The following is a 26,535-nucleotide window of genomic DNA, read 5'->3' as shown; positions in this document are numbered from 1 at the left end:
AGTGACGCGGTGTGGCTGCACGACCGTTGAATGAAATTGTGGAACCGGGCTGGGCCAAGGCACTTGAGCCCGTGGAAGAGCGCATCGCCTCGATGGGCGACTTCCTGCGGGCCGAGATCGCGGCGGGCCGCACCTATCTGCCCTCCGGACCGAATGTGCTGCGCGCGTTCCAGCAGCCCTTCGACGAGGTGAAGATCCTCATCGTGGGCCAGGACCCGTATCCGACGCCCGGTCACGCGGTGGGGCTGAGCTTCTCGGTGGCGCCGGAGGTGCGGCCGCTGCCCGGCAGCCTGGAGAACATCTACCGCGAGCTGCACAGCGACCTCGGGCTGCCGCGCCCGTCCAACGGCGATCTGACGCCCTGGACCCAGCAGGGCGTGCTGCTGCTCAACAAGGCGCTCACCACCGCGCCGCGCCGCCCCGCCGCACACCGTGGCAAGGGGTGGGAGGAGGTCACCGAGCAGGCGATCCGGGCGCTGGCCGCGCGCGGGCGCCCGCTGGTGTCCATCCTGTGGGGCCGCGACGCGCGCAATGTCCGGCCGCTGCTGGGGCCGCTTCCCTCGGTCGAGTCCGCGCACCCCTCCCCCATGTCGGCCGACCGGGGCTTCTTCGGTTCGCGCCCCTTCAGCCGGGCCAACGACCTGCTCGTACAGCAGGGAGCGCAACCCGTCGACTGGCGCCTTCCCTGAGCGCTTCTTTCCAGGTGGGCGAGGGGTAGTCTGCCCGCCATGACGACACATCCGAACACCCCTGCGGGCTGGTACGCCGACCCGCAGGGCACCCCCAACCAGCTGCGCTGGTGGGACGGCGCCCAGTGGACCGAGCACACCCACCCGGGCCAGCAGCCGGGGCATGCGGCCCAGCCCGGACACGCCCCGCAGCCGGGGTACGCCCCGCAGTCCGGCCACGCCCCGCAGCAGGGGTACGCCGCCCAGCCGCACCCCAACCCGGCCAAGGTCCAGCACCAGGTGCAGCAGCAGGCGCACGTCGCCCCGGCCGGGGGCGGCGGCGGCTCGCTCTTCACCGAGCCGGTGCTGGTGGTGAACCAGAAGGCCAAGCTGATCGAGCTGACCAATGAGTACAGCGTCTTCGACCAGCACGGCCAGACCATCGGGTCGGTGGTCCAGGTCGGTCAGAGCACGCTCAAGAAGGTCGCGCGGTTCGTGTCGAGCCTCGACCAGTTCATGACGCACAAGCTGGAGATCCGGGACGCGGCCGGGCAGCCGCATCTGGTGCTCACCCGCCCGGCCAAGTTCATCAAGTCCAAGGTGCTGGTGGAGCGCCCGGACGGCCAGCCGGTCGGCGAGATCGTCCAGCAGAACGCCATCGGCAAGATCAACTTCGGGATACAGGTCAACGGGCAGCAGATCGGCGCCATCAAGGCGGAGAACTGGCGCGCCTGGAACTTCTCCATCGTCGACCACACCGAGACCGAGATCGCCCGGATCACCAAGACCTGGGAAGGTCTGGCGAAGACCATGTTCACGACGGCGGACAACTACGTCCTGCAGATCCACCGTCAGCTTCCCGACCCGCTGCTGAGCCTCGTGGTCGCCACCGCCCTGACCGTGGACACCGCGCTCAAGCAGGACTCGCGCGGGTTCGGCTGAGCCGGTGGACGATACGGCACATGTGCTCGGGATCGACTCGGGCGGATCGGGCGTACGGGTGGCCGTGGCGCGCGCCGGGGCCCAGCTCAGCGGTTCCGCTCAGACGCCGCTGACCTGGGCCTCAGCCACCCCCGCCGAGGTCGGCGACCGGGGCATCGACGCGGCCGGGCTGCTGGCGCGGGTGCTGCCCGCCGCCCGTGACCTGCTGCGCCGGGCCGGGGCGCGGCGTCCGGCCGCCGTCTGCGTGGGCGCCGCGGGGATGGCCTCGCTCGGCGACGATCTGCGGGCGACGCTGCCGGGCGCGCTCGCGGAGGAGTTCGGCGTGCGCCGCCTCGCGCTCGCGGCGGACGCGGTGACCGGCTATGCCGGGGCGCTCGGCCAGCGGCCCGGCGCGGTGGTCGCCGCGGGCACGGGCCTGATCGCGCTGGGCGCGGTTCCGGTGCCGTTGGATGGGCGTACGGACGGCTCGGGCGACGCCGCGCCCGGGTGGCGGCGGGCCGACGGCTGGGGGCATCTGCTGGGCGACTGCGGCGGCGGGGCGTGGATCGGGCGGGCCGGTCTGGAGGCCGCGATGCGCGCGTACGACGGGCGCGAGGGCGGCTCACGGCCGCTGCTGGCCCGGCTGGAGGCGGTCTTCGGCCCGGCCGGTGGGCTGCCGGGACAGCTGTACCCGCGCCCCGACCGGCCCGCCGTCCTGGCCTCCTTCGCGCCGGAGGTCGGCCGCTGCGCCGCCGGGGCCGATCCCGTCGCGGAGGCGATCCTGCGGGACGCCGCCCGCCACATCGCCGGGGCCGCTGCGGCGGTCTGCCCCCGCCCTGCGGCCGGTGAGGTCGCGCTGACCGGTGGCCTCTTCCGCATGGGCGCGCCCCTGCTGACGCCTCTGCGCGCCGAGTTGGCCGCACGGCTGCCGGGGGTCCGGGTCACCGAGGCGGCCGGGGACCCGCTGGACGGCGCCCTGCGCATCGCGGCGGCGCTCGCCGCCGGTGAGCTGCGGCTGCCGCTCGACGCGGGACTGCTGAGCGTCGTCACCGAGGGGTGAACGACGACCACGACCGATAGCCGGGGCGGCCGTTACGGATTACGGACACCCTATCGGTTATGTGAGCAGCTCTGTTCGCCCACCGCACAGCATCGAACAGCAAGGCTCGGCAAAAGGGGACAGAAAACGCCCAGTCGCACCCCTCCCGAACAGCCAACCCTATAGAGCGACTAACATGCGGCGCCATGAGCTCCCCCACAGGGCCCGCGTCCGGCCTGCCAGTACGAATGCCGCGTCCCCGCCAAGCCGGACGGCACCGCCGCCCGGAGCCCGCGGCCGCACCCGTGGGCGCACCGCCGCTGGTGCTGGCCGTTCCGGGGACGCCGGAAGCCGCCACCCGGGGCCTGGCCGAGGAGATCGTGAGCATCGCCCGCTCCGAGCTGCCCGGCCTCGACGCCCAGGTCGGCTATGTGGACGTGGAAGGCGGGAACGAAGAGTTCCCGCAGTTGGAGACCGTGCTCGCGCGCGCTGTCCAGGACCGCACCGAGCGGCTGCGCCAGGCGCGGGAGGCCGCCAAGGCCACCGCCGCCGCCACCGCGGAGGCGATCGCCGCAGCCGAGGCCGCGGGCGAGGAGATCCCGGAGATGCCTCCGCCGCCCGCCGTCCCGACCGACGGCCCGTCGGCCGTGGTGGTCCCGCTGCTCGCGGGCCCGGACAACGCGCTGCTGCGCCGGATACGCCAGTCGATCATGAGCAGCGGCTCCGCCGCCGAACTCACCGACGTCCTCGGCCCGCACCCGCTGCTCGCGGAGGGTCTGCACGTCCGGCTGTCGGAAGCGGGCCTCGCCCGCGCCGACCGGGCGCGCCTCTTCACGGTGGCGACCGCCGCGGACGGCATCATCCTGGCCACCGTGGGCGGCGGCGAGGCGGCCGACGCCGGTGGGATCACCGGCATGCTGCTCTCCGCGCGCCTCGCCGTGCCGGTGATGGCCGCCGCGCTGGACGAGGACGGGGCCGTGGTCCGCGTCGCCGAGCAGCTGCGCTCCGCCGGTTCGGCCCGGCTCGCCCTCGCGCCGTACCTGATCGGTCCGGAGGTCTCCTCCGAGCTGATCCGGGCCGCGTCCCAGGAGGCGGGCTGCGCCGCGGCCGACGCGCTCGGCGCGTACCCGGCCGTGGGCAAGCTGGTGCTGTCGAAGTACGCGGCGGCGCTGGGCATCACGCTTCCGGCGTCCTCGGGGCTGCGCTGAATCGTCCCTCCAGCCGCGAGAGGCCGTGTGCCGCGCGGGGCGAGTCGCCCCGCGCACGGCCCACGCCCGCTCTGCCTCACGGCATGCCATGCGGTCAGCCGAAGATCACGCAGGACGCGGCCGGGGCCTCGATCGAACCGCCGCGCCCCGGCACCCCGGTGGTGGGATCGAGGCCGAACCAGGCCACTTCGCCCGAGCGTTCGTTCGCGACGTAGAGCCGGGTTCCCGAGGGGTCGAGGGCCAGGTCGCGCGGCCAGTGGCCGCCGCAGGGCGTGGTGGTGACCAGCTCCATGCGATCGCCCGGGGTGTCGAGGGCGAGCGTCGCGACGCTGTCGTGGCCCCGGTTGGCGACCCAGACGAAGCGGCCGTCCGGGGAGACCGCCGCCTCGGAGGGGAAGGTGGCGGTGTCCGTCCCCGGCGGGACGACCCGGGTCTCGCCGAGCGGTTCGAGGGCGCCGGACGCCGCGTCCCAGCGGCACACCGTGACCGTCGGCTCCAGCTCGTTGACGACGTACGCGCGGTCGCCGCGCGGGTGGAACGCGAGATGACGCGGCCCGCTCCCCGCCCGGAGCCGGACCTTCCGGTGCGCCCGGGGCCCGGCGGGCTCGTACACCCACACCGCGTCGGCGCCGAGGTCGACGCTGAGCAGCCAGCCGCCGGACGGGTCGGGCAGCACCTGATGGGCGTGCGGCTCGCTCTGCCGCTCGCGGACCGGGCCGCCGCCCTCGTGCCGCAGCACGGCCGTCGGCTCCCCGAGCCCGCCGTCCTCGCGGACGGGCAGCGCGCTGACGCTGCCGGAGCCGTAGTTGGCGGTGAGCAGATGCCCGGCGGCAAGCGCGAGATGGGTGGGCGCCGCGCCGTGGACGGGGACGGGGGCGCCGAGGAGGGTGAGCGGGCGGCCCGGCCCGCCGGTCCGGAACGCGGCGGCCGCGCCGTCGTCCGTCTCGCTCACCGCGTAGAGGACGTCGCCGCCGGGTGAGAGCGCGAGATACGAGGGGTTGGTGACCTCGTCCGTGGTGGAGCGCGGGGTGAGCGCCCCCGTGTCAGGGTCGACGTCCGCGACGGTGATCCCGGCTCCGCCCGCCTCGGTGAACGACCCGATGTAGGCGCTGTACGTCCGTTGCTCCGTGCTCACCGTGCTGCCTCTCCAGCGGTTTCGCTTGCGGCCGACGCTAACAGCCCGGTCCGGACCAGGACTCTGGAATGGACGATTCCGTGTGTGACGCGCCCTCAGCGCGCCCCGGTTGGCGGAAGCGCCCCGGTGGGCGGAACGGCCGGAGGAGCCACACTCAAGCCCGCACAGGCCCGCTGAGGCCCGGCGCAACGCGCCGTTGGTCATCACGCCGTCAGCCGTCCGCGGCGCCGTCGTGGCTGGTCGCGCAGTTCCCCGCGCCCCTTCGGGGCCCCACCCGGCCCTCCCGCAGTCCGCCGCGCCGCTGCGGCAACGCGCTGAGGCCCGCACAGGCCCCGCAGGGGCCCGCTGGGTCAGGCCCGCACGGGGGCGCGCAGCGGGTCGGCGAGGCCCGTCAGGGCGGCCTCCAGGTCGTGGAGATGGGCCAGGGCGCGGTCCGTGGCCGGGTGGGGCGGCAAACCGGCGGCGGGCGCGGGAGCGGCGGCTGACGGGCCGACGGGGGCGGTCAGAGGGCTCACCGCCGCCTCGACCCGCGCGCACGCCGCCGTCAGCCGGACGTCGTGGGAGGCGACCGGGTCGGCGGCCAGCGCGGCGAGGCCGCGCGCCTGGCGGGCGCAGTCGTCGAGCGCCAGCATGACCTGCCGGGCGCGGGCCCGGCGGGCGCGCAGCGGGCTGAGCGGGTGCAGCAGCGGGGCGACCGACATCCGCAGCCCCCGCAGCGCCTCCTCCAGCTCGGCGACGTGCGGCGCGGGGTCCGCGGCCGGGTCGCCCGCGAGCCGCCGCGCGGCGTCGGCGGCGCAGTGCCGTACGGACTCCAGGGCGCGCCGGATCCACCCGTCCGTCGCGGCGTGGGTGGTCACCGGGAGCACGAGCGCCACGGCCAGGCCCGCCGCGACCGCGCCGACGGCGGTCTGCTCCAGGCGCAGCGCGAGCAGCCCGGGGTGGAGCACGCCGAGCAGGCCGTAGAGCAGCCCGGCCATCAGCGTCACGAAGAACACCATCCAGCTGTAGGACAGCGGCGCGGTGTAGAAGATCCCGAAGACGCAGGCGGCGACGAGGACGGCGGTGGGCGCCGGGGCCCCGTCCAGCGGTACGGCGACGGCGAGCCCGGCCGCGATGCCGCTGACGGTGCCGACGACCCGGCGGAAGCCGCGTACCAGCGTCTCACCGCGCGAGGCGGTGTTCACGAAGATCCACCAGGTGGTGCCGACGGCCCAGTACCACCGCTCCCCGGAGAGCGCCTGGCCGACGGCGAGCGCGGCGGCGCAGGCGGCCGCCGCCTGGAACGCCTGCCGGGTGGCGGGCCGCGCCAGGCCCCGCCCGCCGGGCGGCACGGCGGCGGGCGCCCCGGGCGTGCGCCGCTCAAGGCACCACACGCCGAACCGGACGAACGCGGCCACCGCCACCCCCATTGGCACCGCCACCGCCAGCACGGGCAGCTCCCGCCACCCGGCCCCCAGGAACTGCGCCGCGAAGAACATCATGAACGCGAAGATGCCGAGGGCGTTGCCGCGCGGCCCCCACCGCCGGGCCGCGACCCCGCAGAAGACCACCGCGAGGAAGGCGGTGTCGCGCCCGAGCGGCACCCGGTGCAGTACGGCGGCCAGCGCCAGCACCGGGAGGCCGGTGGCCGGGAGCAGCGCGGTGGTGACGGCCTGCCGCCGCACCGTCGAGTCCGCCACCGTGAAGAGCGCGAGGAGCGCCGCGAGGCCGCCCACAACAGCGGCCGTCAGGGGCAGCCCGGCCCAGGCCACGGCGGCCACCGCGGAGCCGACGCCCAGCGCGCCCCGCGCCGAGATCCGCAGCCGCCGCAACCCCGGATCCGGGGCCGCGAACATCGTCGCGCACGCCCTCACCACCGTCTGAAACCCGCGCAGCACCGCTGTGACCTGTCCCTTTCGCCTCCGGGCATGACAAAGGCGCTGCGGGGACCCGGATGCGGCTTCCTTGCCGTCCGGCGCAGCCCAGCGCAACGCCATCTGCCCCAAGAGAAGCATCCCGCCACCATCGGCTCAAGCGATCACCGTTTCGCTGGGCCATTGGTACAGTCGCCGCTCGGACGAACCGACCACGAGGGAGCCGATGGCCCATGCACGTACCGGTGGGCGCGGTGGACGCGCTGGACGCGAAGATCCTGCGGCTGCTGCTGGAGCAGCCGCGCACCAGCGTGCGCGAGTACGCCCGGCTGCTGGGCGTCGCGCGCGGCACCGTGCAGGCGCGGCTGGACCGGCTGGAGCGGGACGGCGTGATCACCGGCTACGGCCCGTCGCTCTCCCCCGCCGCGCTCGGCCACCCGGTGCTGGCCTTCGTGCACATCGAGGTCACCCAGGGCCATCTGGACGACGTGGGCGACGCGCTGGCCACCGTCCCGGAGATCATCGAGGTGTTCTCGACCACGGGCGCGGGCGATCTGCTGACCCGGGTGGTGGCCCGGGACAACGAGCATCTGGAGGACGTCGTGCAGCGGCTGATCCAGCAGCCGGGAGTGGTCCGCACCCGCACCGAGATGGTGCTCAGGGAGCGGGTCCGCCACCGGATGCTGCCGCTGGTCGACGCGGTGGGGCAGACCGCCGGAACCCGCCGTCGGCCCTGATCACGTCCTTGGCATGCTGTCCGTATGAGCTTCCGGCGGACCCCTTCCGTGATCTTCGACCTCGACGGCACGCTCGTGGACAGCGAGCCCAACTACTACGAGGCGGGCAAGCGCACCCTCGCGCAGTACGGCGTCACCGGCTTCACCTGGGAAGAGCACACCCAGTTCATCGGGATCGGCACCCGCGAGACCCTGGAGACCCTGCGCGCGCGGTACGCGATCGACGCGCCGGTGGACGAGCTGCTCGCCGTCAAGAACGGCCACTACCTGGAGCTGGTCCGCACCTCCACCACCGTCTTCCCCGAGATGCGGGCCTTCGCCGAGCGGCTGCGCGACGCCGGGCATCCGCTCGCCGTGGCCTCCGGCTCCTCCCGGTCCGCGATCGAGGCCGCGCTCGCCGCCACCGGTCTGGACGCGCTGCTGCCGCTGTACGTCTCGGCGGAGGACACCGGCCGGGGCAAGCCCGAACCGGATGTCTTCCTGGCGGCCGCGCGGCTGCTGGCCACCGATCCGGCCGACTGTGTGGTGGTCGAGGACGCCGGGCCCGGGGTGGAGGCGGCGCGGCGGGCCGGGATGCGCTGCGTCGCCGTCCCGTACGACGAGCACGCGGCCGGTAGCGGCTCGGCGTACGACCACGCGGGGCTGATCTTCCGGGGCGGGCAGGGCGAGTTCGACGCGGGGGCGGCGTACGACTGGGTGACGTCCGGCAGTTGATCCGTACGTGTGCCCCGGCCGGAATCCGGACCGGGGCACACAGACGCCGTGAACGCCGCTCAGACGCGCGGGGCGAAGTCCCGCCAGGGCTTGCCCGCGACCGGCTCCGTGTCGACCCACAGGGACGTCACGCAGTGCGGGCAGACGTAGGCGACGACGGTGAGCGCGTCGTGGACGCGGACGTCCCGGCCCAGGTCGTCCGGGCCGAGGGTGACCCGGCCCGCGAGGGCTTCCCAGCCGTCCGCCAGCGAGCCGAGCCCGGCCCCGCAGTGGCGGCAGGCGGCGGTCTGCTGTCCGTCCGGGCCGGGGAAGGTGGCCAGGGCGCTGCCCCAGATCCCGGTGGGCTCCCCCGTGGCGGCGGGGGCCCCGGCGGCCGGGGCCGTCATGCGGGCGCGGCGGTCCTCGCGGATCCGCTGGCGGTGGGCCTCCGTCGCGGGCTCGTCCACGCCGCCGCCCGGGGTCAGGGCGACCCCGTACAGCCGGGTGGCGGACTCCGGGGTCACCGCGTGGCGCTCCACGTCGGCGGCGACCTTGGCGGGGTCGCGCAGCAGCGGGTCGCCGTAGCCGCCGCCGTTCTGGACGGTGCACTCGAAGACGTCACCGTGGGCGATGCGGGCCGCCGGGGAGACGCCGGGCAGCGTCTCGTGGCTGCCGTCGAGGTCGGCGAGGCGGGTGATGGCCTGCCCGGATGCCAGCCGGTCCAGCGGGGCGGCGGACGTGACGCGCTCGAAGCGGGCGCACGAGCCGGGCAGACCGCCGAAGAGGCCGGTGCGGTTCGGCAGCGACACCCCGTGGGTGCCGAGGACGCCGGTCACCTCCGGGGTGTCGATCGGGGTGAGGGCGAACTGGATGCCGTTGCCGCCCCGGTAGGTGCCCGCGCCGCCGGAGTCGGCGACCTGACGGCGCCACAGGTACATCAGCGGATGCCGCATCTCCTGCTGTTCGACGTCGGTCGCGCCGCCGCCGAGGATGACCATGGCGCCGCCCGCGTCCACGCCGTCGCGGAAGGAGAAGGCGGGCCCGCCCCACATCAGCGAGTCCATGTACATCGAGGCGAACGGCTGCCCGTGCTGGTCGGCGCCGCCGAACTGGCTCAGCTGCCACGACCCGTCGCTCGGGCCGAAGGCGAAGCTCTCGTAGGCCTCGGAGAAGCTGAGCATCTTCGCGATCGCGCCGCCCGCCGAGCAGGTCGCCGTCCAGTTCGCGCCCGCCGCGCCGCCGCTGACCGGCATCGGCTCGACGGCGGTCACGCACAGCCCGTCGGGCGCCTTGACCTCGACGGGGCGCATGATGCCGTGGTTCCAGTGGATCTCCGCGCCGAACGTGCACAGCATGAGCGTGGCCACGGCGCCGAGCAGCCCGCCGCGCGTGGTCATGCCGTACGCGGGGCTCTGCGGACTGGAGGCGGAGAAGTCGAAGACCAGCCGGTCGCCGGTCTTCTCCATGCGGCAGGGGACCTCCAGCAGTTCGATGCCCTGATCGCCGTCGTTCCCCGAGCCGTCCGGGCGGTCGAGGTACGAGGTGTGCTCGTACACCCCGTCCGGCAGCTCCTCCAGCATGGCCCGCAGCTGGGCCTCGCTGTGGTCGAGGGTGCGCTCCATGGTGGTGCGGACCTGGCCGGTGCCGTAGCGGTCGCACAGCTCGTGGAAGCGCCGCTCGGCGACGCGCAGTCCGGCGAGGAAGGCGCGGAAGTCGTTGGCGACCGTGCCCGCCATGCGGGAGTTGGCGACGATGGTGTCCCACAGCTCCTGGTTGACGGTCCCCTTGCGGACGATCCGGCCCGGCGGGATGCGGATGCCCTCCTGGTAGACGTCGGTGGCGGTGGTGCACCAGCTGCCGGGGTCCATGCCGCCGAGGTCGACCTGGTGGGCCATGCAGCCGAGCCAGGCGACGAGTTCGCCGTCCCGGAAGACCGGGCTGCAGAACTGCACGTCGTTCTGGTGCATCGCGGCGATGTACGGGTCGTTGATGATGAAGACGTCACCGGGCTCGATGTCGTCGTAGCGGCGCTGGAACTCCTCGATCGCCATCGCGCCCGTGTAGACCGGGGTCAGCAGATAGGTGCCGATGACGGCCATCTCGCCGGAGGCCGTGTAGATGCCGAAGTTGTAGTCGGTGGCGTGCACGACCGGGGAGCCGGAGACGTGCTCGACGGTGGTGGCGCCCTCGGCGTTGATCGACCAGAGCTTGTGCCGGATCACCTCATGGGTGACCGGGTTGACGGCGTCGGCCGTCCCGTTCGCGGCGGCCGGGGGTGTGGGGGCAGCGGTGTTCATCGTTGCTCCGTATGTGGGGGGGGATTCAGGGGCGGTTGTGGATGACGATGCCGCCGAGCCGGTCGACAACGGCCTCCTGGCCCGTGCCGATCACGACGGTGGTGTCCGGCATCTCCACGATGGCCAGGCCCTCGACGCACAAGCCCTCGTGCAGGTGGTCGGCGCGGTAGACGGTGGCGTCCGTCCACGCGCCGCCGCTGAACACCCGCCGGGTGCCCGGCTCGGCCACCTCCGCGGTGCCCCGCGTACGTACGGTGTCGAGTTCGGCGCGGGGCACCGGGCTCGCGGCGACGACCCGGAAGGTGGTGATCTCCACACCGCCCTCGGGGAACGCCGAGCCCTTGCCGAACCGGCCCTCGTAGGTGTCGATGAACCGCTCGACCATGGCGTTCACCTCGGCGGCGGTGATCGGGCCGTCCCCGAAGCCGACGGTCAGCACATGGATCTGGGCCCGGAACCGGATCTCCACGGACCGGGCGAAGGTGACCGTCTCGCGGTCGGCGCCCGCCTCGACGAGCCCCTTCACGGCCCGCTCCTGCAGTGCGCTGAACGCCGCCTCGATCTCCTCCGGCGGCAGCGCGGCCCCGTAGTCGGTGGTGCCGGGCGGCGACTGAAGCGGCTTGGACAGCTCCTCGACCATGGTCAGGTCCGAGCTGCCGATGCCGAACGCGGAGTGGACCGAGGCGGTGAGCGGCACGACGATCCGCGGGCAGCCCAGCTCGGCGCCGTAGCTGAAGGCGTGCAGCGGGCCCGCGCCGCCGTACGCGAACACCGAGAAGTCGGCCGGGTCGTAGCCCTGTTCCACGGTCACCTGGCGCACCAGGTCGGCCATCCGGGCGTCCACGATGGTCTTGATGCCCTCCGCGGCCTGTTCGACACTCAAGCCGGTCGGCCGGGCGATGTGCTCCTCGATGGCGGTGCGGGCGCGCTCGACGTCGAGGGTGAGCCGCCCGCCGAGGAAGTTGTCCGGGTTGAGGTAGCCGAGCACCAGGTCCGCGTCGGCGACCGTGGGGCGCTCGCCGCCGCGCCCGTAACAGGCCGGTCCTGGGTGGGCGCCCGCGCTCTCGGGCCCGACGGTCAGCACCCCGCCCCGTACGGAGGCGATGGAACCGGCACCGGCGCCGATCGCCCGCACCGCCACGGACGGCAGGGCGAGCCGGTCGCGGCCGATGAGGGTGGTGTTGGACATGACGGGACGCTCGTCCAGCACCAGCCCGACGTCGAAGCTGGTGCCGCCCATGTCGGTGGTGACGATGTTGCGGTGCTCACCCCGGCTGCCCAGGTACTGGGAGGCGACCACGCCGCCGACCGGCCCGGACATCACGGCCGCCGCCGCGCGCTTCTCCGCCTCGGCGAAGGTCGCGAGCCCGCCGCCGGACTGCATGAGCAGCGGGCCGGTGCGCAGGCCCGCCTTGGCCAGGGTGGATTCGAAGCTGTCCAGCGACGCCCCGAGCAGCGGGCGCAGGCCCGCGTTGACCGCGGTGGTCAGGGTGCGCTCGTACTCGCCGATCCGTGGCAGGAATTCGCTGGAGAGGGTGACGCTCGCGCCGGGCGCCTCCTCGGCCACGATCTCGCCGACCCGGCGCTCGTGCGCGTCGTTGGCGAAGGACCAGAGGAGCGAGACGGCGAACACCTCGGCCCCGGCGTCCCGCAGCCGCGCCACGGCGCGCCGCACGTCGTCCTCGTCCAGCGGACAGACGACCCGGCCCGCGTAGTCGACGCGCTCGGTGACCTCCTCGGTCAGCGAACGGGGCACGGCCGCAGGCTGTTTCACCAGCGTGCGGAACCGCTTGATCTCCTCCTCTTCGAGGCCGGTCCCCTTGAACCCGCGCATGGTCGTCAGGGTGTCCCCGAAGCCACGGGTCTGGATCAGGCCGACCTTCTTGGTGCGGCCTTCGAGCATGGCGTTGGTGGCGATCGTGGTGCCATGCGCGAACATCTCGACGTCCGCGAGCAGTTCGGCCAGGTCGACGCCGCGCTCTTCGGCGGCGTCGACCAGGGTGTTGAGCACCCCTTCGGCCGGGTTCGCGGGAACGGTGGAGGACTTGTACCGGCCGACCCGTCCGGTGTCATCGATCACGACAGTGTCGGTGAAGGTGCCACCGATGTCGGAAGCCACGTAGTACGAAGGCATCCGGGCTGGATCAACTCCTTGGGTCTTCAGTCTGATGCACGACATGAACGAGCCTTTCCGCCATGCCGGATCGCTGTCAACCAGAGATGATCTTCGTCAATTGTCCGTTGGTCTCGCGGTGGATCGGTGTCTTCGAGCCGGTCAACGGCACGCCCGTGCCGCCCCGTTTGGCCGCGACGATCTCCGCCGCGATGGACAGGGCGGTCTCCTCGGGCGTACGGGCGCCGAGGTCGAGGCCGATCGGCGAGCGCAGCCGGGCCAGTTCGCGGTCGGTGAGACCGGCCTCGCGGAGCTTGCGGGTGCGGTCGTCGTGGGTACGGCGCGAGCCCATCGCGCCGACGAACGCGACCGGCAGCCGCAGGGCCTCCTCCAGCAGCGGCACATCGAACTTGGCGTCATGGGTGAGCACGCACAGCACCGTTCGGGCGTCGGTGGCCGTGTCCCGCAGATAGCGGTGCGGCCAGTCGACCACGATCTCGTCGGCGTCGGGGAAACGGTCCCGGGTGGCGAAGACCGGGCGGGCGTCGCACACGGTCACGTGGTAGCCGAGGAACTTCCCCGTGCGCGCCAGGGCCGAGGCGAAGTCCACGGCGCCGAAGACGATCATCCGGGGCGGCGGCACGCTCGACTCGACGAAGACCGTGAGGCCACCCGTCAGGGTGAACGCGCCGGTGCGGCCCGAGGCGAGCAGCGCGCCCGCCTCGTCCGCCGCCGCACGGTCCACCTCGGAGCCGCCGCCGAAGCCGCCCTCGTACGAGCCGTCCGGGCGGACCAGGAGCGCCCGGCCGAGGAGGTCGGCCGGGCCCCGGGAGACCCGGGCGACCGCGGCCGTCTCCCCACCGGCGGCGGCCGACAGGGCCGCCGCGAACACCGCCCGGACCGGCGCGTCCGCGCGCACCGGCGTGACCAGGACCTCCAGCTCACCGCCGCAGGTCAGCCCCACCGCGAACGCGTCCTCGTCGCTGTACCCGAACCGCTCTAGGACGGTGGTGCCGTCCTGGAGCGCCTGGAGGCAGCGCTCGTAGACCGCCCCCTCCACACAGCCGCCGGAGACCGAGCCGATGGCCGTGCCCCCGGCGTCGACGGCGAGGGCGGCGCCGGGACCACGCGGCGCGCTGCCACCGACTGCCACGACGGTGGCGACGGCGAAGTCCCGGCCCTCCTCGGCCCACCGGTTCAGCTCGGTGGCGATATCAAGCATCCCCGTCCCCACCTGGCGCGGTGCCCGCCAGCAGAACGCGGTCGGGACGGATCGGCAGGTGCCGGTGGCGCACACCGGTCGCGTGCCAGACGGCGTTGGCGATGGCCGCCGCCGCTCCGACGATGCCGACCTCGCCGATGCCCTTGATGCCGACCGGGTCGTCCGGGTCCGGGTCGTCCACCCAGCCCACCTCGATCGGCGGCACATCGGCGTGCGCGGCGACGTGGTAGCCCGCGAGGTCGGGGCCGACGTGGCTGCCGAAGGCCTGGTCCCTGATGGCCTCCTCGTGCAGCGCCATGGACAGGCCCCAGGTCATGCCGCCGATGAACTGGCTGCGCGCGGTCAGCGGGTTGACGATGCGGCCCGCGGCGAAGATGCCGAGCATGCGCCGCACCCGGACCTCGCCCGTGGCGGCGTCCACGGCGACCTCGGCGAACTGCGCTCCGTAGGAGTGCCGTTCCTTCTTGGCGAGCGCGAAGACGGCCTCGGAGGTGTCCGACCGGGCGGTGATGCCCTCCTCCGGGATGGTGCCGCCGAGGGCCAGCTTCTCGCGCAGCTCCTTCGCCGCGGAGGTGACGGCCCAGGCCCAGGAGCGGGTGCCCATGGAGCCACCGGCGATCATCGCCTGGCCGAAGTCGCTGTCCGCGATCCGCATGTGGACGCTGCTCGGCGTCACCTCCAGCGCGTCCGCGGCGATCTGGGTCAGCGCGGTCCTGGCTCCGGTGCCGATGTCGGCCGCGGTGATCCGTACCGTGAACGTGCCGTCCGACTCGGCGGTCACGGCCGCGGTGGACGGGGCGACGCCCGAGGGGAAGGTGGCCGCCGCCGTGCCGGTGCCGAGCAGCCAGCGGCCCTCGCGGCGCAGCCCGGGACGCGCGTCGCGGTCCGCCCAGCCGAACCTGCGGGCGCCCTCCGCGAAGCAGTCGTTCAGCCTGCGGGTGCTGAACGGCAGCCCGGACACCGGGCCCGCCTCGGGTTCGTTGCGGGCCCGCAGCGCGATCGGGTCGAGGCCGCACTTCTCGGCGAGTTCGTCGATCGCGGACTCCAGCGCGAACGAGCCGGGTGCCTCGCCCGGCGCGCGCACGAAGGTCGGTGTCGGCACATCGAGCTTCACCAGGCGGTTGACGGTGTGGTGCGCGTCGGCGTCGTACATCGCGCGCCCGTAGTCGGCGCTGCGCTCGATGAACTCGTGCACGGTCGACGTGAGGCTCTGGGCCTGGTGGTCGAAGACGCTCAGCCGCCCGTCCGCGTCGGCGCCGAGCCTGATCCGCTGCGCGGTGGGGCTGCGGTAGCCGGTGATGGCGAACATCTGGCGGCGCGTCAGGACGACCCGGACCGGGCGGTGGAGGACGGTCGTGGCCATCACGGCGGCCACCTGGTGCGGGCGCAGGCCCTTGGAGCCGAAGCCGCCGCCGACGTGTTCGGACCGCACCCGGACCGAGGCCGGGTCGAGGGAGAACATCTTCGCCAGCTCGTCGGCCACCCACATGCTGCCCTGGTTGGAGTCGACGACCTCCAGCCGTCCGCTGTCCCAGCGGGCGGTGGCCGCGTGCGGCTCCATCATGGCGTGGTGCTCTTCCGGAGTGGTGTACTCCGCGTCCACGACGAAGGCCGCCTCGGCGAGTCCGGCCTCGATGTCGCCCTTCTCGGTCTCCGCCTGCTGCTCCTCCGGTACGTACGTACCGGTGCGCCCGGCGGAGAACACCACGTCGTGCGGCTCCTCCTCGTACCGGACCTCCAGCGCCTCGGCGGCCTCCCGGGCCTGCTCCGGCGTCTGCGCCACGACCAGCGCCACGGGCCAGCCCGCGAACGGCACCCGGTCGTTCTGGAAGAGCGTGATGGTCGGATCGGGCTTCCCCAGCAGGCCGACGTAGTCGCCGTCGACGCGCGGGGCGTTGCCGTGGTGCAGGACGGCGAGGACGCCGGGCATCGCCTCGACGGGCGCGGTCTCCACCGAGCGGATGCGGCCGCGGGCGATGGTGGACACCACCAGCCAGCCGTGGGCCAGATCGGCGAAGGGGATCTCACCGGCGTAGCGGGCCGCGCCGGTGACCTTCTCGCGGCCCTCCACGCGGGTGCGCGCGGCTCCGACGGACGGGGTGACGGCGGCGGTTCCGGTCGTCGTGGTCATCGGGCGGCCTCCTCGGAGAGTTCGGACAGCATGGCCACGACGAGGTTGCGCATCAGCGTCACCTTGTATCCGTTGTGCGGCAGCGTCTCGGCGGCCGCCAGTTCGGCGTCGGCCGCGGCGGCGAACGCCTCGGCGCTCACCGGGCCCCCGGTCAGCACCCGCTCGGCCTCACGGGCCCGCCACGGCCGGGACGCCACCGCCCCGAAGGCCAGGCGCACTTCGTGGACGACTCCGTCGCGGACGTCGAGGGCGGCGGCGATCGAGCCGATCGCGAACGCGTAGGAGGCGCGCTCACGCACCTTCCGGTAGCGCGAGACGGTGGCGACCGGGGCGGGCGGCAGGGTGATGCCGGTGATCAGCGCGCCGGACGGCAGGGCGGTCTCCAGGTGCGGGGTGTCCCCCACCGGCAGATAGAACGACGCGAACGGCAACTCGCCCGGCCCGTCGGCCGTTTCGTAGTGCACGACGGCGTCGAAGGCGGCCAGCGCCACCCCCATGTCCGAGGGGTGGGTGGCCACGCAGTGCTCGGAGGCGCCGAGGATCGCGTGGTTGTGGTGCTCGCCCTCGATGGCGGGACAACCGCTGCCGGGGACCCGCTTGTTGCAGGGCTTGGCGGTGTCGGTGAAGTAGCCGCAGCGGGTGCGCTGGAGCAGGTTGCCGCCGACCGTGGCCATGTTGCGCAGCTGCCCGGAGGCTCCGGCCAGCACGGCCTGGGCCAGCGCCGGGTAGCGGGTGCGCACCTCGGGGTGGGCGGCGAGGTCGCTGTTGGTGACGGTCGCGCCGATGCGCAATCCGCCGTCCTCCGTGGCCTCGATCTGGTCGAGGGGGAGGTCGCGCACGTCGACGAGGCGCGCGGGCCGCTCCACCCCGGTCTTCATCAGGTCGACCAGGTTGGTGCCACCGCCGAGGTAGCGCGCGTCGGGGTCGGCGCCCAGCAGGGCCACGGCCCCGGAGACGTCGTGCACCCGCTCGTACCCGAATTCCCTCATACCGCTGCCTCCGCTTCCGTCGCGCCGATACCGTCACCCGAGCCGCCCGCTGGTGGCTGTGCGGCCTCCGCCGCCCGTGCGACCGCCTCGACGATCGACACATACGCGCCGCAGCGGCACAGGTTGCCGCTCATCCGCTCCCGGATCTCCTCGGCGGTGAGCGGCTGGACTCCCGCGTCCGGCCGTACGTCCTGGGTCGCGGCGCTCGGCCAGCCCGCCGCGTGTTCCTCGATCACGGCGATGGCCGAGCAGATCTGCCCGGGGGTGCAGTAGCCGCACTGGTAGCCGTCGAGGTCGAGGAAGGCCTGCTGCACCGGGTGCAGGTCCTCGCCGTCGGCCACGCCTTCGATGGTGACGATCTCGCGCCCCTCGGCGGCCACCGCGAGCTGGAGACACGAGACGGCCCGGCGGCCGTCGAGCAGCACGGTGCAGGCGCCGCACTGGCCCTGGTCGCACCCCTTCTTCGTGCCGGTCAGATCGAGACGTTCGCGCAGGGCGTCGAGCAGGGTGGTGCGGTGGTCGACGGGCAGTGTGTGCTTCTCGCCGTTGATGTTCAGCGTGATGGCGCTGGACGTCGGGGAGGTTGGAGCCATGATCAGTCTTCTTTCGCGTAGCTGGTGCGCGTCGAGCGAAATGATCCGGGCAGACGGGGGGCGGGAGTGGTCCGGGCGGGCCCGGGAAGAGTCTGGAAGGGTGAGCGGGCTGGTGGCGACCGGCACCGGCCGCTCGCACCGGGCGTTCGCACTGGCCGGATCTGCCGGTAAGGTAGACCTAAGTGGACAGTTGTCCGGCTGCTATGAACTTATCGGACAGTTGTCCGGTTAGCAAGGGCGGCCCGTTGGCGATTCCGGAAAGGAGGACGAGTGCCCGAGAAAAAGGACACCCCACTGCGCTCGGACGCGCAACGGAATCGCGAGCGCATCCTCGCAGTGGCCCTGGCGGAGCTGACGTGCTCGGCGGACGCCCCGCTGAGCGCGATCGCGAAGAAGGCGGGCGTCGGGCAGGGAACGTTCTACCGGAATTTCCCCAACCGTGAGGCGCTGGTCCTGGAGGTCTACCGCTACGAGGTGCAGCAGGTCGCCGACGCCGCGGCCCAGCTGCTGCGGACCCGCGCCCCGGAACAGGCACTGCGGGAGTGGATGGACCGGCTCGCCCAGTACGCCATGACCAAGGCGGGGCTGGCCGGTGCGCTACTCAAGGCCACCACGCACGGTGGCCTGGTCCAGCTGGCACGCGGTTCGCTGACCTCGGCCGTCGCGCTCCTGCTGACGGCGAACGAGGAGGCGGGCACGATCCGCCCGGGAGTCACCCCGGACGACTTCATGCTCGCCATCGCCGGGCTCTGGCAGATCGACCCCTGCGGGGACTGGCAGGGGTGCGCCGGGCGGCTCCTGGACCTGGTGATGGACGGGCTGCGCGCCGGGGCGCCCGGGACCGCCTCTCGCTAGGAGCGGCGGCGGGGCTTGCCGCGCTTGGCGCCGCCCTTGCCGCCGCCCTTGCCGCCGCTCTTGGGGGCCGCGGAACGGCCCCGCGGGGTCTTCCCGGGCGCCTTGCTGGGCGCCGCCTTGCCCGCCGCGGGCTTGCGCTTCGGCTGCTCCGGGGGCTGGGCGCGGCCCCGGGTGCTGTTGACCGTACGCCCCCGGACGATCCCGATGAAGTCCTCCACCCGGTCGGTGGTCGCGTCCTCCGGCCAGGACAGCGCGACGCTCGACTGGGGCGCGTCCGTGACCGGCCGGTACGTGAGGTCCCTGCGGTGGTGCAGCCGGGCCAGCGACTGCGGCACGACCAGCACGCCCACTCCGGCCGCCACCAGCTCGATGGCGTCCGCCGTCGTGGCGGGGCGCTCGATGGCGGGCCGCCCCGGCAGCCGCTCCCAGCCGATCACGTCGTCCAGGGGGTGCAGCACGATGTCCTCGGCCAGGTCGTCGGCGGTGACCTCTTCGACCGCCGCCACGATGTGGTCCTTCGGCACCACGACCACCGATGTCTCGGTGTAGAGGGGGATCGCGCTGAACACCGTACGGTCCACCGGCAGCCGCACCAGACCCGCGTCGGCGTCGCCGCCCCGCAGCACCTCGGGCGCTTCGGCGGCGGACACCGCGATGAGGGTCAGGGGGACGTCGGGCAGGCGCTCGTTCCAGATCCGCACCCACTTGGCGGGCGTCGCCCCTGGGACATACGCGAGCCGGAACGTAGGGGATGCTTCCGAGCCTGTCACCCCGCCAGGCTACCGGTCGCGCCGGACCGGGCCGTGGTCCGGGGCCGCCCGCGCGCTCGATACCCTTGACACCATGAAGTCGCACCAGACCACCCAGACGATGAAGCCCGCCACCGCGGCGAAGAAGCTGGGTGTGTACCTCCAGGCCACCCCCGCCGAGTTCCAGGAGGGCGTCGTCTCACGGGCCGAACTCAACGCCCTCCAGACCGATCCGCCCGAGTGGCTGCGGGAGCTGCGCCGCAACGGCCCGCACCCCCGGCCGGTGGTCGCGGCGAAGCTGGGCACCTCCATCGCGGGCCTGGCGCGCGGCGGGATCACCGAGGCCCTCACCACCGAGCAGATCGACGCCCTGAAGGCGGAGCAGCCCGAGTGGCTGGAGAAGGAGCGCGCCACCCAGGCCGAGGTGCGGAAGGAAGCCGTGCGGATCAAGGAGAAGAAGGCCGAGCAGGCGGAGCGCGCCGCCGATCCCCGCCCGCCGCAGCACTGACCCTTCTCTCAGTCCTTGTAGTCGGGAGCGACGCGCTCCACGAGCCGCAGCAGCGCGGCCCAGGCCAGGTCGTACGCCTGGTCGTCCTGCAAGTCGGAGCCGTCGTCCTCGCCACCGAGCTGACGTGCCGTCAATTCGCAGATGTCCGGAGGCGGCGTGACGAGCTTCGCGCCCCCGGCCGTCGCCGCGATCTGGATCTCGCACGCCTTGTCCAGGTAGTACATGCGCAGAAAGGCCTGGGCGGGGGTTTCCCCGACGGTCAGCAGGCCGTGGTTGCGCAGGATCATCGCCGGGTGGTCCGCGAGATCGTCGACCAGCCGCCGCTGTTCGGCGAGGTTGAGGGCGACGCCCTCGTAGTCGTGGTAGCCGAGCCTGCCGTAGAACTCCAGGGAGATCTGGTTCAGCGGCAGCAGCCCGTCCGCTTGGGCGGCGACGGCGCAGCCCGCCTTGGTGTGGGTGTGCAGGACGCAGTGGGCGTCGGACCGGGAGGCGTGGACGGCGCTGTGGATGACGAACCCGGCGGGGTTGACCGGGTGGCGGGTCTCCTCGACGGGACGGCCGGACAGGTCGACCTTGACAAGGTTCGACGCGGTGATCTCCTCGAAGAGGAGACCGTAGGGGTTGATCAGGAAGTGGTGTTCGGGGCCGGGGACGCGGGCGCTGATGTGGGTGAAGATCAGGTCGGTCATCCGGAAGTGCGCCACCAGGCGGTAGACCGCGGCGAGTTCGCGGCGCAGCCGGGCCTCCCCGGCGGAGGTGTTCCAGGTTTCGGCGGTCACGGGTGAGTCCTTCGGTCGTGGGGGTCGTGCGTGACGTTATCCACGGTGCGTACCGTCGCTGAACCCGTGGATCCGTCCGATGGGAATCCCTTCATTGGACACCTCCGACACTTCGGCGCGGTGCCGTGGGATGAGAGGATTCCTGCCTTGTGACCCCGCGCGATCCCACCCGTAAGACCCATGCCGACGAGACGTCCGTCCCCCTCGGTGTGCTGCTGGCCGACCCCTCGCTCGGGCTGCGCCAGGTGGCCGGGCCCGCCGGGGAGCGGCGTGTCGGCACGGTCGGCACCACGGAGATCGAGGACCCCACGCCGTATCTCGTCGGCGGCGAACTCCTCCTCACCGCCGGGGTACGGCTGCCGCGCGGCGCGGACGGCGTCGACACCTATGTGGCGCGCGTGGTGGCCGCCGGGGTCGCCGCCCTCGGCTTCGGTGTCGCCCCGGTGTACGAGGAGGTGCCGTCCGATCTCATCGCCGCGTGCGACCGCCATGGGCTGCCGCTGCTGCGGCTGCCGCCCGCCACCCCGTTCGTGGCCGTCGGCCGGGCCACGTACGCCGCCATCGCCGAGGCCCGCAACCGCGATCTGACGAAGATCTCCCGGGCGCAGTCGGCCCTCGCCTCGGCCGCCGCCCGTCCGGACGCGCTGCAAGCCGTACTCACCCAGCTCAGCGCCCACACCGGCACCTGGGCGGTGCTCTTCGACGGCCGGGGCGGCGAACTGTTCCGGGCGGGCCGCCGTCCCCCGGAGCCCGCCCCCGGCCTGCTGCGCGACCTCGCCGTCCGTACGGCCGCCCGCCCCGCCACCGGCCGGGCCACGGGTGGGCCACCACCACCGGCGGCGGCGGCCCACCACCACGACGGTGTGCATCTGACCGTGCACACGCTGCCCGGCGCCGCCACTCCCCTGGCGCTCGGCCAGGCCGCCGCCACCGCGCCGCTTCCGGTCCACCGCCAGGTGACCAGCACGGCCACCGTCCTGCTGTCCCTGCTCACCAGTCCACGGCATGCCCTGAACACCGGCAGCCACAGCGCCGGGGCGCTGGTGCGGCTGATGCTCGGCGCCTCCCCGGCCGAGGTCGCGCCCGACCTCGTACCCTCCGGACACCCGGCGCACGACCACTGGATCGTCGTCCACGGACGCCACGTCCACGGCCCGGGCGACGACCCGGCGCAGCTCGTCACCCTCGGTACGGCGCTCGGCACTCCGTACGTGCACATCGACGGTCCGGGCTTGAGGGCGCTCGTCCCCTGCGCTCCGGACACCCGTCCGCGCGTCCCCGCGCAGGCCGCCGTCCTCGGGTGGACCCTCGGCTTCAGCACCCCCTCCCCCACGGCCGACCTGCCGCGTGCCGACGCCCGGGCCGGACGGGCACTGCAGCGCGCGATCGCCGCCGAGGTGGCGGCCCTGGTGCACGAGGACACGGCACCGGCCGTGCACTCCCTCGTCTCGCCCGCCGACGCCCGGGAGTTCGCCCGGGCCCGCTTCGCCGCGCTCGGCGGGGCCGGTCCGCCGGGCGCCGCCGTCCTGCTCGGCACCCTGCGGACCTGGCTGACGTTCCACGGCAGTTGGGACCGTACGGCCGCCGAGCTGCGGGTCCACCGCAACACCGTGCGCCACCGCATGTCCCGGGTCGCCGGGCTCCTCGGCGCCGATCTCCAGGACGCGGCCGTCCGGATGGATCTCTGGTTCGCCCTGGAGTGGCTTTCGGACCACGATCCCTAGTCCGGCAGCCCCCACGGCTTGGCGTCGCCCACGGCCGGTACGTCGCGCGGGGCCGGGTCGGGCCGGGTGCCGCGCGGGGCGACGACGGCCGTCTCGTCCCGGCGGAGCGGGATCTCGATGCGGCCGGGTCCCGTCTCCCGGTACCGCAGCGCCCGGCCGCGCTCGTCCCGTACGTCGACGGCGCCACGGATGCCGTGGTCCAGAACCAGGGGCGCGCCCGCCTCGCTGTGCACGCGCACCCACCGGGTGCGGCCGCCCGAGCGGTCCGCGTCGATCAGGAACGCGCCCTGGGCGCGCAGGGACTGGACCGAGAAGTCGGGCCAGCGCCGCGATACGGAGGGGAAGACCCGGACCACGCCGCCATGGCTCTGCACGGCCATGTCGAGCACCGACTGGGTCGCCGTCAGGGGGCTCTCGATGCCGAGGTTCCCGCCCTCGACGTACATGGTGTTCTCGGTCATCCAGGCGTTGTTGATGACGTTGCCGCCGGTGAAGAAGGTGAGGAAGTCGAGGGCCTCCTCGGGGCGGTCCATCCGCGAGGTCATCGACGAGGCGGCGGCGTAGCTGTAACCGGCCCACAGGGCGCGGTCCTTGACCCAGTGGTCGAAGGTGGTCCGCATGATGTCCCGGTCGCCCGGCCGGTCCCAGTCCAGCTCGTGCAGCGGGAACAGCCACAGCATGTGGGAGAAGTGGCGGTGGGATTCGGTGAGCGGTTTCCCGGCGCCGATCATGACGCCGGTCGCGTCGCGCGGGTAGGCCACCAGGCGCTTCAGGATCTCGCGCCAGCGCGCGGCGCGCGGATGGTCCGTACGGAGGATCCGCAGGCAGTCGAGGAGCGTGGCGCAGCCCCAGCGGAGCAGGGAGAGGTCGTAGACGCAGTCCTCGGCGTCCGCCCACTCGGGTGAGCGGGTGAGCGGGAGGTGCAGCTTGCCGTCGCCGCCCTCGTAGAGGAAGTGGTCGTAGAAGTTCACCGCCTTGACCAGGATCGGGTAGAGGACGTCGCGCACGATGCGGGTGTCCATGGTGTGGCGGTAGCTGAGCCAGACGTTGTGCATGGCCCAGATGAGGTTGCCGTTGTTGTCGGTCTTGGTGGAGGTGCCGGGGATGCCGACGGTCTTGGCGCCGGGGCGCAGCTTCCAGTCGGAGGGGTGGGCGAGGGCGTAGGTCTGCCCGTCCTGGTACTGCGGTGGGACCGAGAGCGGCAGGTACTGCTCGAAGTCCTTGAAGGTGGAGGTGACGGAGTCGAGTTCGAGGTGGTTGGAGCCCTGGATCAGCCAGGTGGCGATCTGCACGTTGAGGTTCCACCACACGGCGGTCCAGCTGCCGCCGGTCTCCGGATACCACGGGCCCCACTCGGACATCGAGGGGCCGCCCGCCCGGGTGGCGCAGGCCGCCTTGTAGAGCTGGATCCAGTAGAAGTCCTGGAGGCGCTTGTCGGGTACGGACAGCAGGCTGCGCCGGTAGAAGCGGTGCCACCAGGCGCGGTGTTCGCTCACCAGGTCGTCGGGGTCCGCGGCCAGGGTGCGGGCCACTTCGGCGACGGCCAGCTCCGTGGTGCGCGACAGGTCTTCGGGGTAGCGGTAGACGATGTGCGCGGCGAGCAGTCTGCCGGTGCCGACGCGCCGTTCGCGCCACGCGGTGGTCCAGCCGCCGCCCGCGATGAGCGGCTGCTCGACGTAGCCGGTGTCGCCCGCGGTGCCGGTGCGGGGGTCGGGGTTGCCCGTGTAGTCGGCGGGCTTGTCCTTGGTGCGCGGCGAGGCGGCGGGCAGCCAGGTGAACGACCAGGCCGCGGCCGCCTCGCCCGCGCTGGGGCGGGTGGAGATCAGCAGCGCGGTACGGGCGTTGTGCACGAGCATCGAGAAGCGGACGCTGCCCCGGGTGGTGGTGACGGTGCCGCGCAGCTCGGCGTCCCACAGGTCGAGGGTCCAGTCGATGCCGGTCACCTCCCCGGCCAGGGTGAGGTCGAAGTGGCCGATGGGCAGCCGTGAGAAGCCGTACGGGGCGCGCCACTGGGGCCGCTGGTCCTGCACCTGGCTGTGGCTGACCATCACTTTCACGGAGTTGGGCGTCGCGCCCCGGTAGACCTGCACACCGAGCAGTCCGTTGGCGAGGAAGGGGCCGTCCTTCCAGTCGCCGGGCAGCCGGCGCCACCGCAGGGCCGCGGCCCTGACCACGCGTTCGGTCAGGTTTCCCGCCCGGCCCGCGTCCGACGGGGGCGTGGCCCAGGCGGTGCCGGATCCGGCCAGCCAGCCCGTGGTGCCGACGGTGCCGATCGCGGCCGCCGAGCCGATCACACCTCTTCGAGAGATCCCGTTCCCTGTTGTCGGGGTCACGTATGTGCCTCCCATACCTGGTGATGAACTACCCGGCATGGTGCAGGCCGTGGAGGACCAAGGGAAGACCTCCGACGTATTGGAAATCGACCCGGCTCATCGCCGCAGGTGGGCGAGGTGTACGGGATGACGGCAGCGGCGGCAGGGGCGCCAGCCAACCGATCTCTCAGCCGCTGACCATGAAGATCAGACGCTGACCATGAAGAGGAGAGCGACCACACCCACGAAGCCGAGACCGCCGAGAACGGTTCCGGCGATGGCCATCCCCAGACGGCCCGCACCACGGCGGGCGTGATGGATGCCCATGGCGCCGAGGACGACGGCGAGGCCCCCGGCGATGGGCACCAGCGGGAGGGTGAAGGCCAACAGCACGGACGGCAGTACGCCGACGATGGCGAGGACACCGACGACGGAGAAGAGACCGAGGACCACGGCGGTGGGGCCCAGCGCGACGGCGGGTGTGTCGGTGCGGTGGGCCATGGTCGGTGCGGGCACGAGTATCCCCCTTGCGAAGCCCCGGAGCGGGCTCATGTGACGTACCGATCGTAGCGGGGGTTCCCCGGCGCTCCGGTGGGCAGGGTGGGTGCGTCAAGTCCCCCTGTTGGAGAGGACGTTCCATGCGAGGCATGCTTCGAAGACTTGGTCCGCTGGTGGCGGTTCTCCTCGTCGTGGCGCTGGTGTCCGTGGCCCAGGGAGCCGAGCGGAGCCGGGCGCGCACCGCACCGGCCGAGGAGGGAAAGCCGCGTCCGGGCAGCCACTGGGTGGGCACCTGGACGTCCATGCCGCAGCTGACCGAGCCGGGCAACATGCCGCCCCCGCCGTACACCGGGGACGGCGCGGTCCTCACCGACAGCACCCTGCGGCAGACCGTGCACGTGTCGGTGGGCGGCCGCCAGCTGCGGCTCCGCTTCTCCAACGCCTTCGGCGGCGCGCCGCTCCCCATCACCCGCGTCTCCGTGGCCCGTCCCGTGGACGGCCGGGCGGGGGCGAGCGCGATCGAACCGGGCACCTCCCGGCCCGTCACCTTCGACGGCCGCGCCGCCACGACGGTGCCGATGGGCGCGCTGGTGGTGTCCGACCCGCTGGACTTCCGGCTGCCGCCGGGCTCGAACCTCACCGTGACCATGCACCTGGCCACCGGGCAGCAGTCCACCGCCATCACCTCCCACCCCGGCTCGCGCACCGCCTCCCATCTGCTGCGCGGCGACCACGTCGACGCCGCCGACCTGAAGGGGGCGACCCCGGTCGAGCACTGGTACTTCCTGAGCGGCGTCGAGGTGTGGTCGACGGCGCGCACCAGGGCCACCGCCGTACTGGGCGACTCGCTCACCGACGGCAGGGGCTCCACCACCAACCACAACGACCGCTGGACGGACCAGCTGACGACCCGTCTGCGCGCGGACCACCGGACGGCCGACGCCGCGGTGCTGAACCAGGCGGCGGGCGGCAACCGGCTCCTCCAGGACGGGCTGGGCCCGAACGGCCTCGCCCGCCTGGACCGTGACGTGCTGGCGCAGAGCGGCGTCACCTCCCTGGTCGTCTTCGAAGGCATCAACGACATCGGCACCGCCCCCGCCACCCCCGGCGGACAGCAGGACATCGCGGACCGGCTCATCTCCGCCTACGGCCAGATCATCGTGCGCGCCCACGCGCAGGGCATCCGCGTCTACGGCGCCACTCTCACCCCGTTCGGCGGCAGCACCCCGTACGACGACGCGGCGGGCCACCGCGAGGCGGCGCGGCAGCGGGTCAACGACTGGATACGGACCAGCGGCCGCTTCGACGCCGTCGTGGACCTGGACCGGGCGACCCGCGACCAGGACGACCCACGGCGGCTGCGCCCGGACCTCGACGTGGGCGACCATCTGCACCTCAACCCCGCGGGCTACCGCGCGATCGCCGACGCCTTCCCGCTCCGCCTCTTCCGCCGCTGACGGCTGCCCCTGCCCACGTTGCCGGACCCCCTTCTCCATCCGTAGGAATGGAGG

At 73.4% G+C, this 26,535-nt stretch carries 22 protein-coding genes; 10 read left to right on the top strand and 12 right to left on the bottom strand.

Annotated elements, in window-relative coordinates:
- Positions 1–11 precede the first annotated feature (11 nt).
- From ACWC5C_RS20370 to ACWC5C_RS20355, 4 genes are all read left to right on the top strand, one after another.
- Positions 12–689: a uracil-DNA glycosylase gene (locus ACWC5C_RS20370; protein ID WP_450877111.1), complete on the top strand. Its 678-nt coding sequence runs from the start codon at positions 12–14 to the stop codon at positions 687–689.
- 39 nt (positions 690–728) lie between these two features.
- The gene (locus tag ACWC5C_RS20365; protein WP_450877109.1) at positions 729–1,610 is read left to right on the top strand and encodes a phospholipid scramblase-related protein; all 882 of its coding nucleotides are present in this window, start codon (positions 729–731) and stop codon (positions 1,608–1,610) included.
- Between the two features lie 22 nt (positions 1,611–1,632).
- Entirely contained in the window at positions 1,633–2,649 is a 1,017-nt protein-coding gene (locus ACWC5C_RS20360) for an N-acetylglucosamine kinase (RefSeq protein WP_450877362.1), read from the top strand.
- A gap of 185 nt (positions 2,650–2,834) precedes the next feature.
- Positions 2,835–3,836: a hypothetical protein gene (locus tag ACWC5C_RS20355; protein ID WP_385436626.1), complete on the top strand. Its 1,002-nt coding sequence runs from the start codon at positions 2,835–2,837 to the stop codon at positions 3,834–3,836.
- A gap of 94 nt (positions 3,837–3,930) precedes the next feature.
- On the opposite strand, the gene ACWC5C_RS20350 is transcribed toward ACWC5C_RS20355, so the two are convergent.
- Entirely contained in the window at positions 3,931–4,971 is a 1,041-nt protein-coding gene (locus ACWC5C_RS20350) for a lactonase family protein (protein ID WP_450877107.1), read from the bottom strand.
- 350 nt (positions 4,972–5,321) lie between these two features.
- On the bottom strand, positions 5,322–6,806 hold the full coding sequence (locus ACWC5C_RS20345) for an FUSC family protein (protein ID WP_450877360.1): 1,485 nt from the start codon (positions 6,804–6,806) through the stop codon (positions 5,322–5,324).
- Between the two features lie 251 nt (positions 6,807–7,057).
- Here ACWC5C_RS20345 and ACWC5C_RS20340 point away from each other — a divergent pair, with 251 nt between their 5' ends.
- Positions 7,058–7,561, top strand: coding sequence for an Lrp/AsnC family transcriptional regulator (locus tag ACWC5C_RS20340; RefSeq protein ID WP_450877105.1), 504 nt, complete (start codon positions 7,058–7,060; stop codon positions 7,559–7,561).
- Between the two features lie 24 nt (positions 7,562–7,585).
- On the top strand, positions 7,586–8,275 hold the full coding sequence (locus ACWC5C_RS20335) for an HAD family hydrolase (RefSeq protein ID WP_450877103.1): 690 nt from the start codon (positions 7,586–7,588) through the stop codon (positions 8,273–8,275).
- 59 nt (positions 8,276–8,334) lie between these two features.
- Here ACWC5C_RS20335 and ACWC5C_RS20330 read toward each other — a convergent pair whose 3' ends face one another.
- The 6 genes from ACWC5C_RS20330 to ACWC5C_RS20305 form a co-directional block, all read right to left on the bottom strand.
- Positions 8,335–10,551, bottom strand: coding sequence for a hydantoinase B/oxoprolinase family protein (locus ACWC5C_RS20330; protein WP_450877101.1), 2,217 nt, complete (start codon positions 10,549–10,551; stop codon positions 8,335–8,337).
- Positions 10,552–10,576: 25 nt separating this feature from the next.
- Positions 10,577–12,685: a hydantoinase/oxoprolinase family protein gene (locus ACWC5C_RS20325; RefSeq protein WP_450877099.1), complete on the bottom strand. Its 2,109-nt coding sequence runs from the start codon at positions 12,683–12,685 to the stop codon at positions 10,577–10,579.
- Between the two features lie 76 nt (positions 12,686–12,761).
- Entirely contained in the window at positions 12,762–13,886 is a 1,125-nt protein-coding gene (locus ACWC5C_RS20320; RefSeq protein ID WP_450877097.1) for an XdhC family protein, read from the bottom strand.
- Complete coding sequence (locus tag ACWC5C_RS20315) at positions 13,879–16,017, bottom strand: xanthine dehydrogenase family protein molybdopterin-binding subunit (RefSeq protein WP_450877095.1); 2,139 nt, start codon at positions 16,015–16,017, stop codon at positions 13,879–13,881. Before ACWC5C_RS20315 ends, ACWC5C_RS20320 begins: the two co-directional genes overlap by 8 nt.
- Entirely contained in the window at positions 16,014–17,006 is a 993-nt protein-coding gene (locus ACWC5C_RS20310) for an FAD binding domain-containing protein (RefSeq protein WP_450877093.1), read from the bottom strand. The genes ACWC5C_RS20315 and ACWC5C_RS20310 overlap by 4 nt, the downstream gene beginning before the upstream one ends.
- Complete coding sequence (locus ACWC5C_RS20305) at positions 17,003–17,599, bottom strand: (2Fe-2S)-binding protein (RefSeq protein WP_385436636.1); 597 nt, start codon at positions 17,597–17,599, stop codon at positions 17,003–17,005. Before ACWC5C_RS20305 ends, ACWC5C_RS20310 begins: the two co-directional genes overlap by 4 nt.
- A gap of 270 nt (positions 17,600–17,869) precedes the next feature.
- Here ACWC5C_RS20305 and ACWC5C_RS20300 point away from each other — a divergent pair, with 270 nt between their 5' ends.
- A complete protein-coding gene (locus ACWC5C_RS20300) occupies positions 17,870–18,454 on the top strand; it encodes a TetR/AcrR family transcriptional regulator (protein ID WP_385436637.1) in 585 nt (194 codons plus the stop codon).
- On the opposite strand, the gene ACWC5C_RS20295 is transcribed toward ACWC5C_RS20300, so the two are convergent.
- Positions 18,451–19,224 (bottom strand): LysR substrate-binding domain-containing protein, encoded by a 774-nt coding sequence (locus ACWC5C_RS20295; RefSeq protein WP_450877090.1) that lies wholly within the window; start codon positions 19,222–19,224, stop codon positions 18,451–18,453. The two genes, ACWC5C_RS20300 and ACWC5C_RS20295, sit on opposite strands and share 4 nt — an antisense overlap.
- Before the next feature lie 73 nt (positions 19,225–19,297).
- Between ACWC5C_RS20295 and ACWC5C_RS20290 the strand changes: the two genes are divergently transcribed.
- The gene (locus tag ACWC5C_RS20290) at positions 19,298–19,711 is read left to right on the top strand and encodes a DUF5997 family protein (RefSeq protein ID WP_450877089.1); all 414 of its coding nucleotides are present in this window, start codon (positions 19,298–19,300) and stop codon (positions 19,709–19,711) included.
- A gap of 8 nt (positions 19,712–19,719) precedes the next feature.
- Here the strand turns inward: ACWC5C_RS20290 and ACWC5C_RS20285 are convergent, their stop codons facing one another.
- Positions 19,720–20,490 (bottom strand): class II aldolase/adducin family protein, encoded by a 771-nt coding sequence (locus tag ACWC5C_RS20285; protein WP_450877088.1) that lies wholly within the window; start codon positions 20,488–20,490, stop codon positions 19,720–19,722.
- Positions 20,491–20,639: 149 nt separating this feature from the next.
- On the opposite strand from ACWC5C_RS20285, the gene ACWC5C_RS20280 reads away from it, so the two are divergent.
- Complete coding sequence (locus tag ACWC5C_RS20280) at positions 20,640–22,214, top strand: PucR family transcriptional regulator (RefSeq protein ID WP_450877087.1); 1,575 nt, start codon at positions 20,640–20,642, stop codon at positions 22,212–22,214.
- Here the strand turns inward: ACWC5C_RS20280 and ACWC5C_RS20275 are convergent.
- Both ACWC5C_RS20275 and ACWC5C_RS20270 read right to left on the bottom strand, forming a co-directional pair.
- Complete coding sequence (locus tag ACWC5C_RS20275; protein ID WP_450877085.1) at positions 22,211–24,547, bottom strand: glycosyl hydrolase family 95 catalytic domain-containing protein; 2,337 nt, start codon at positions 24,545–24,547, stop codon at positions 22,211–22,213. The genes ACWC5C_RS20280 and ACWC5C_RS20275 overlap by 4 nt on opposite strands.
- 186 nt (positions 24,548–24,733) lie before the next feature.
- On the bottom strand, positions 24,734–25,042 hold the full coding sequence (locus tag ACWC5C_RS20270) for a hypothetical protein (RefSeq protein ID WP_450877083.1): 309 nt from the start codon (positions 25,040–25,042) through the stop codon (positions 24,734–24,736).
- A gap of 131 nt (positions 25,043–25,173) precedes the next feature.
- Here ACWC5C_RS20270 and ACWC5C_RS20265 point away from each other — a divergent pair, with 131 nt between their 5' ends.
- The gene (locus ACWC5C_RS20265; protein ID WP_450877081.1) at positions 25,174–26,481 is read left to right on the top strand and encodes an SGNH/GDSL hydrolase family protein; all 1,308 of its coding nucleotides are present in this window, start codon (positions 25,174–25,176) and stop codon (positions 26,479–26,481) included.
- Positions 26,482–26,535 lie beyond the last annotated feature (54 nt).

The sequence above is a fragment of the Streptomyces sp. NPDC001700 genome (assembly GCF_053596435.1).
The sequence above is the reverse complement of the archived record's forward strand: the minus strand, read 5'-3'. Positions and strand labels throughout refer to the sequence as shown.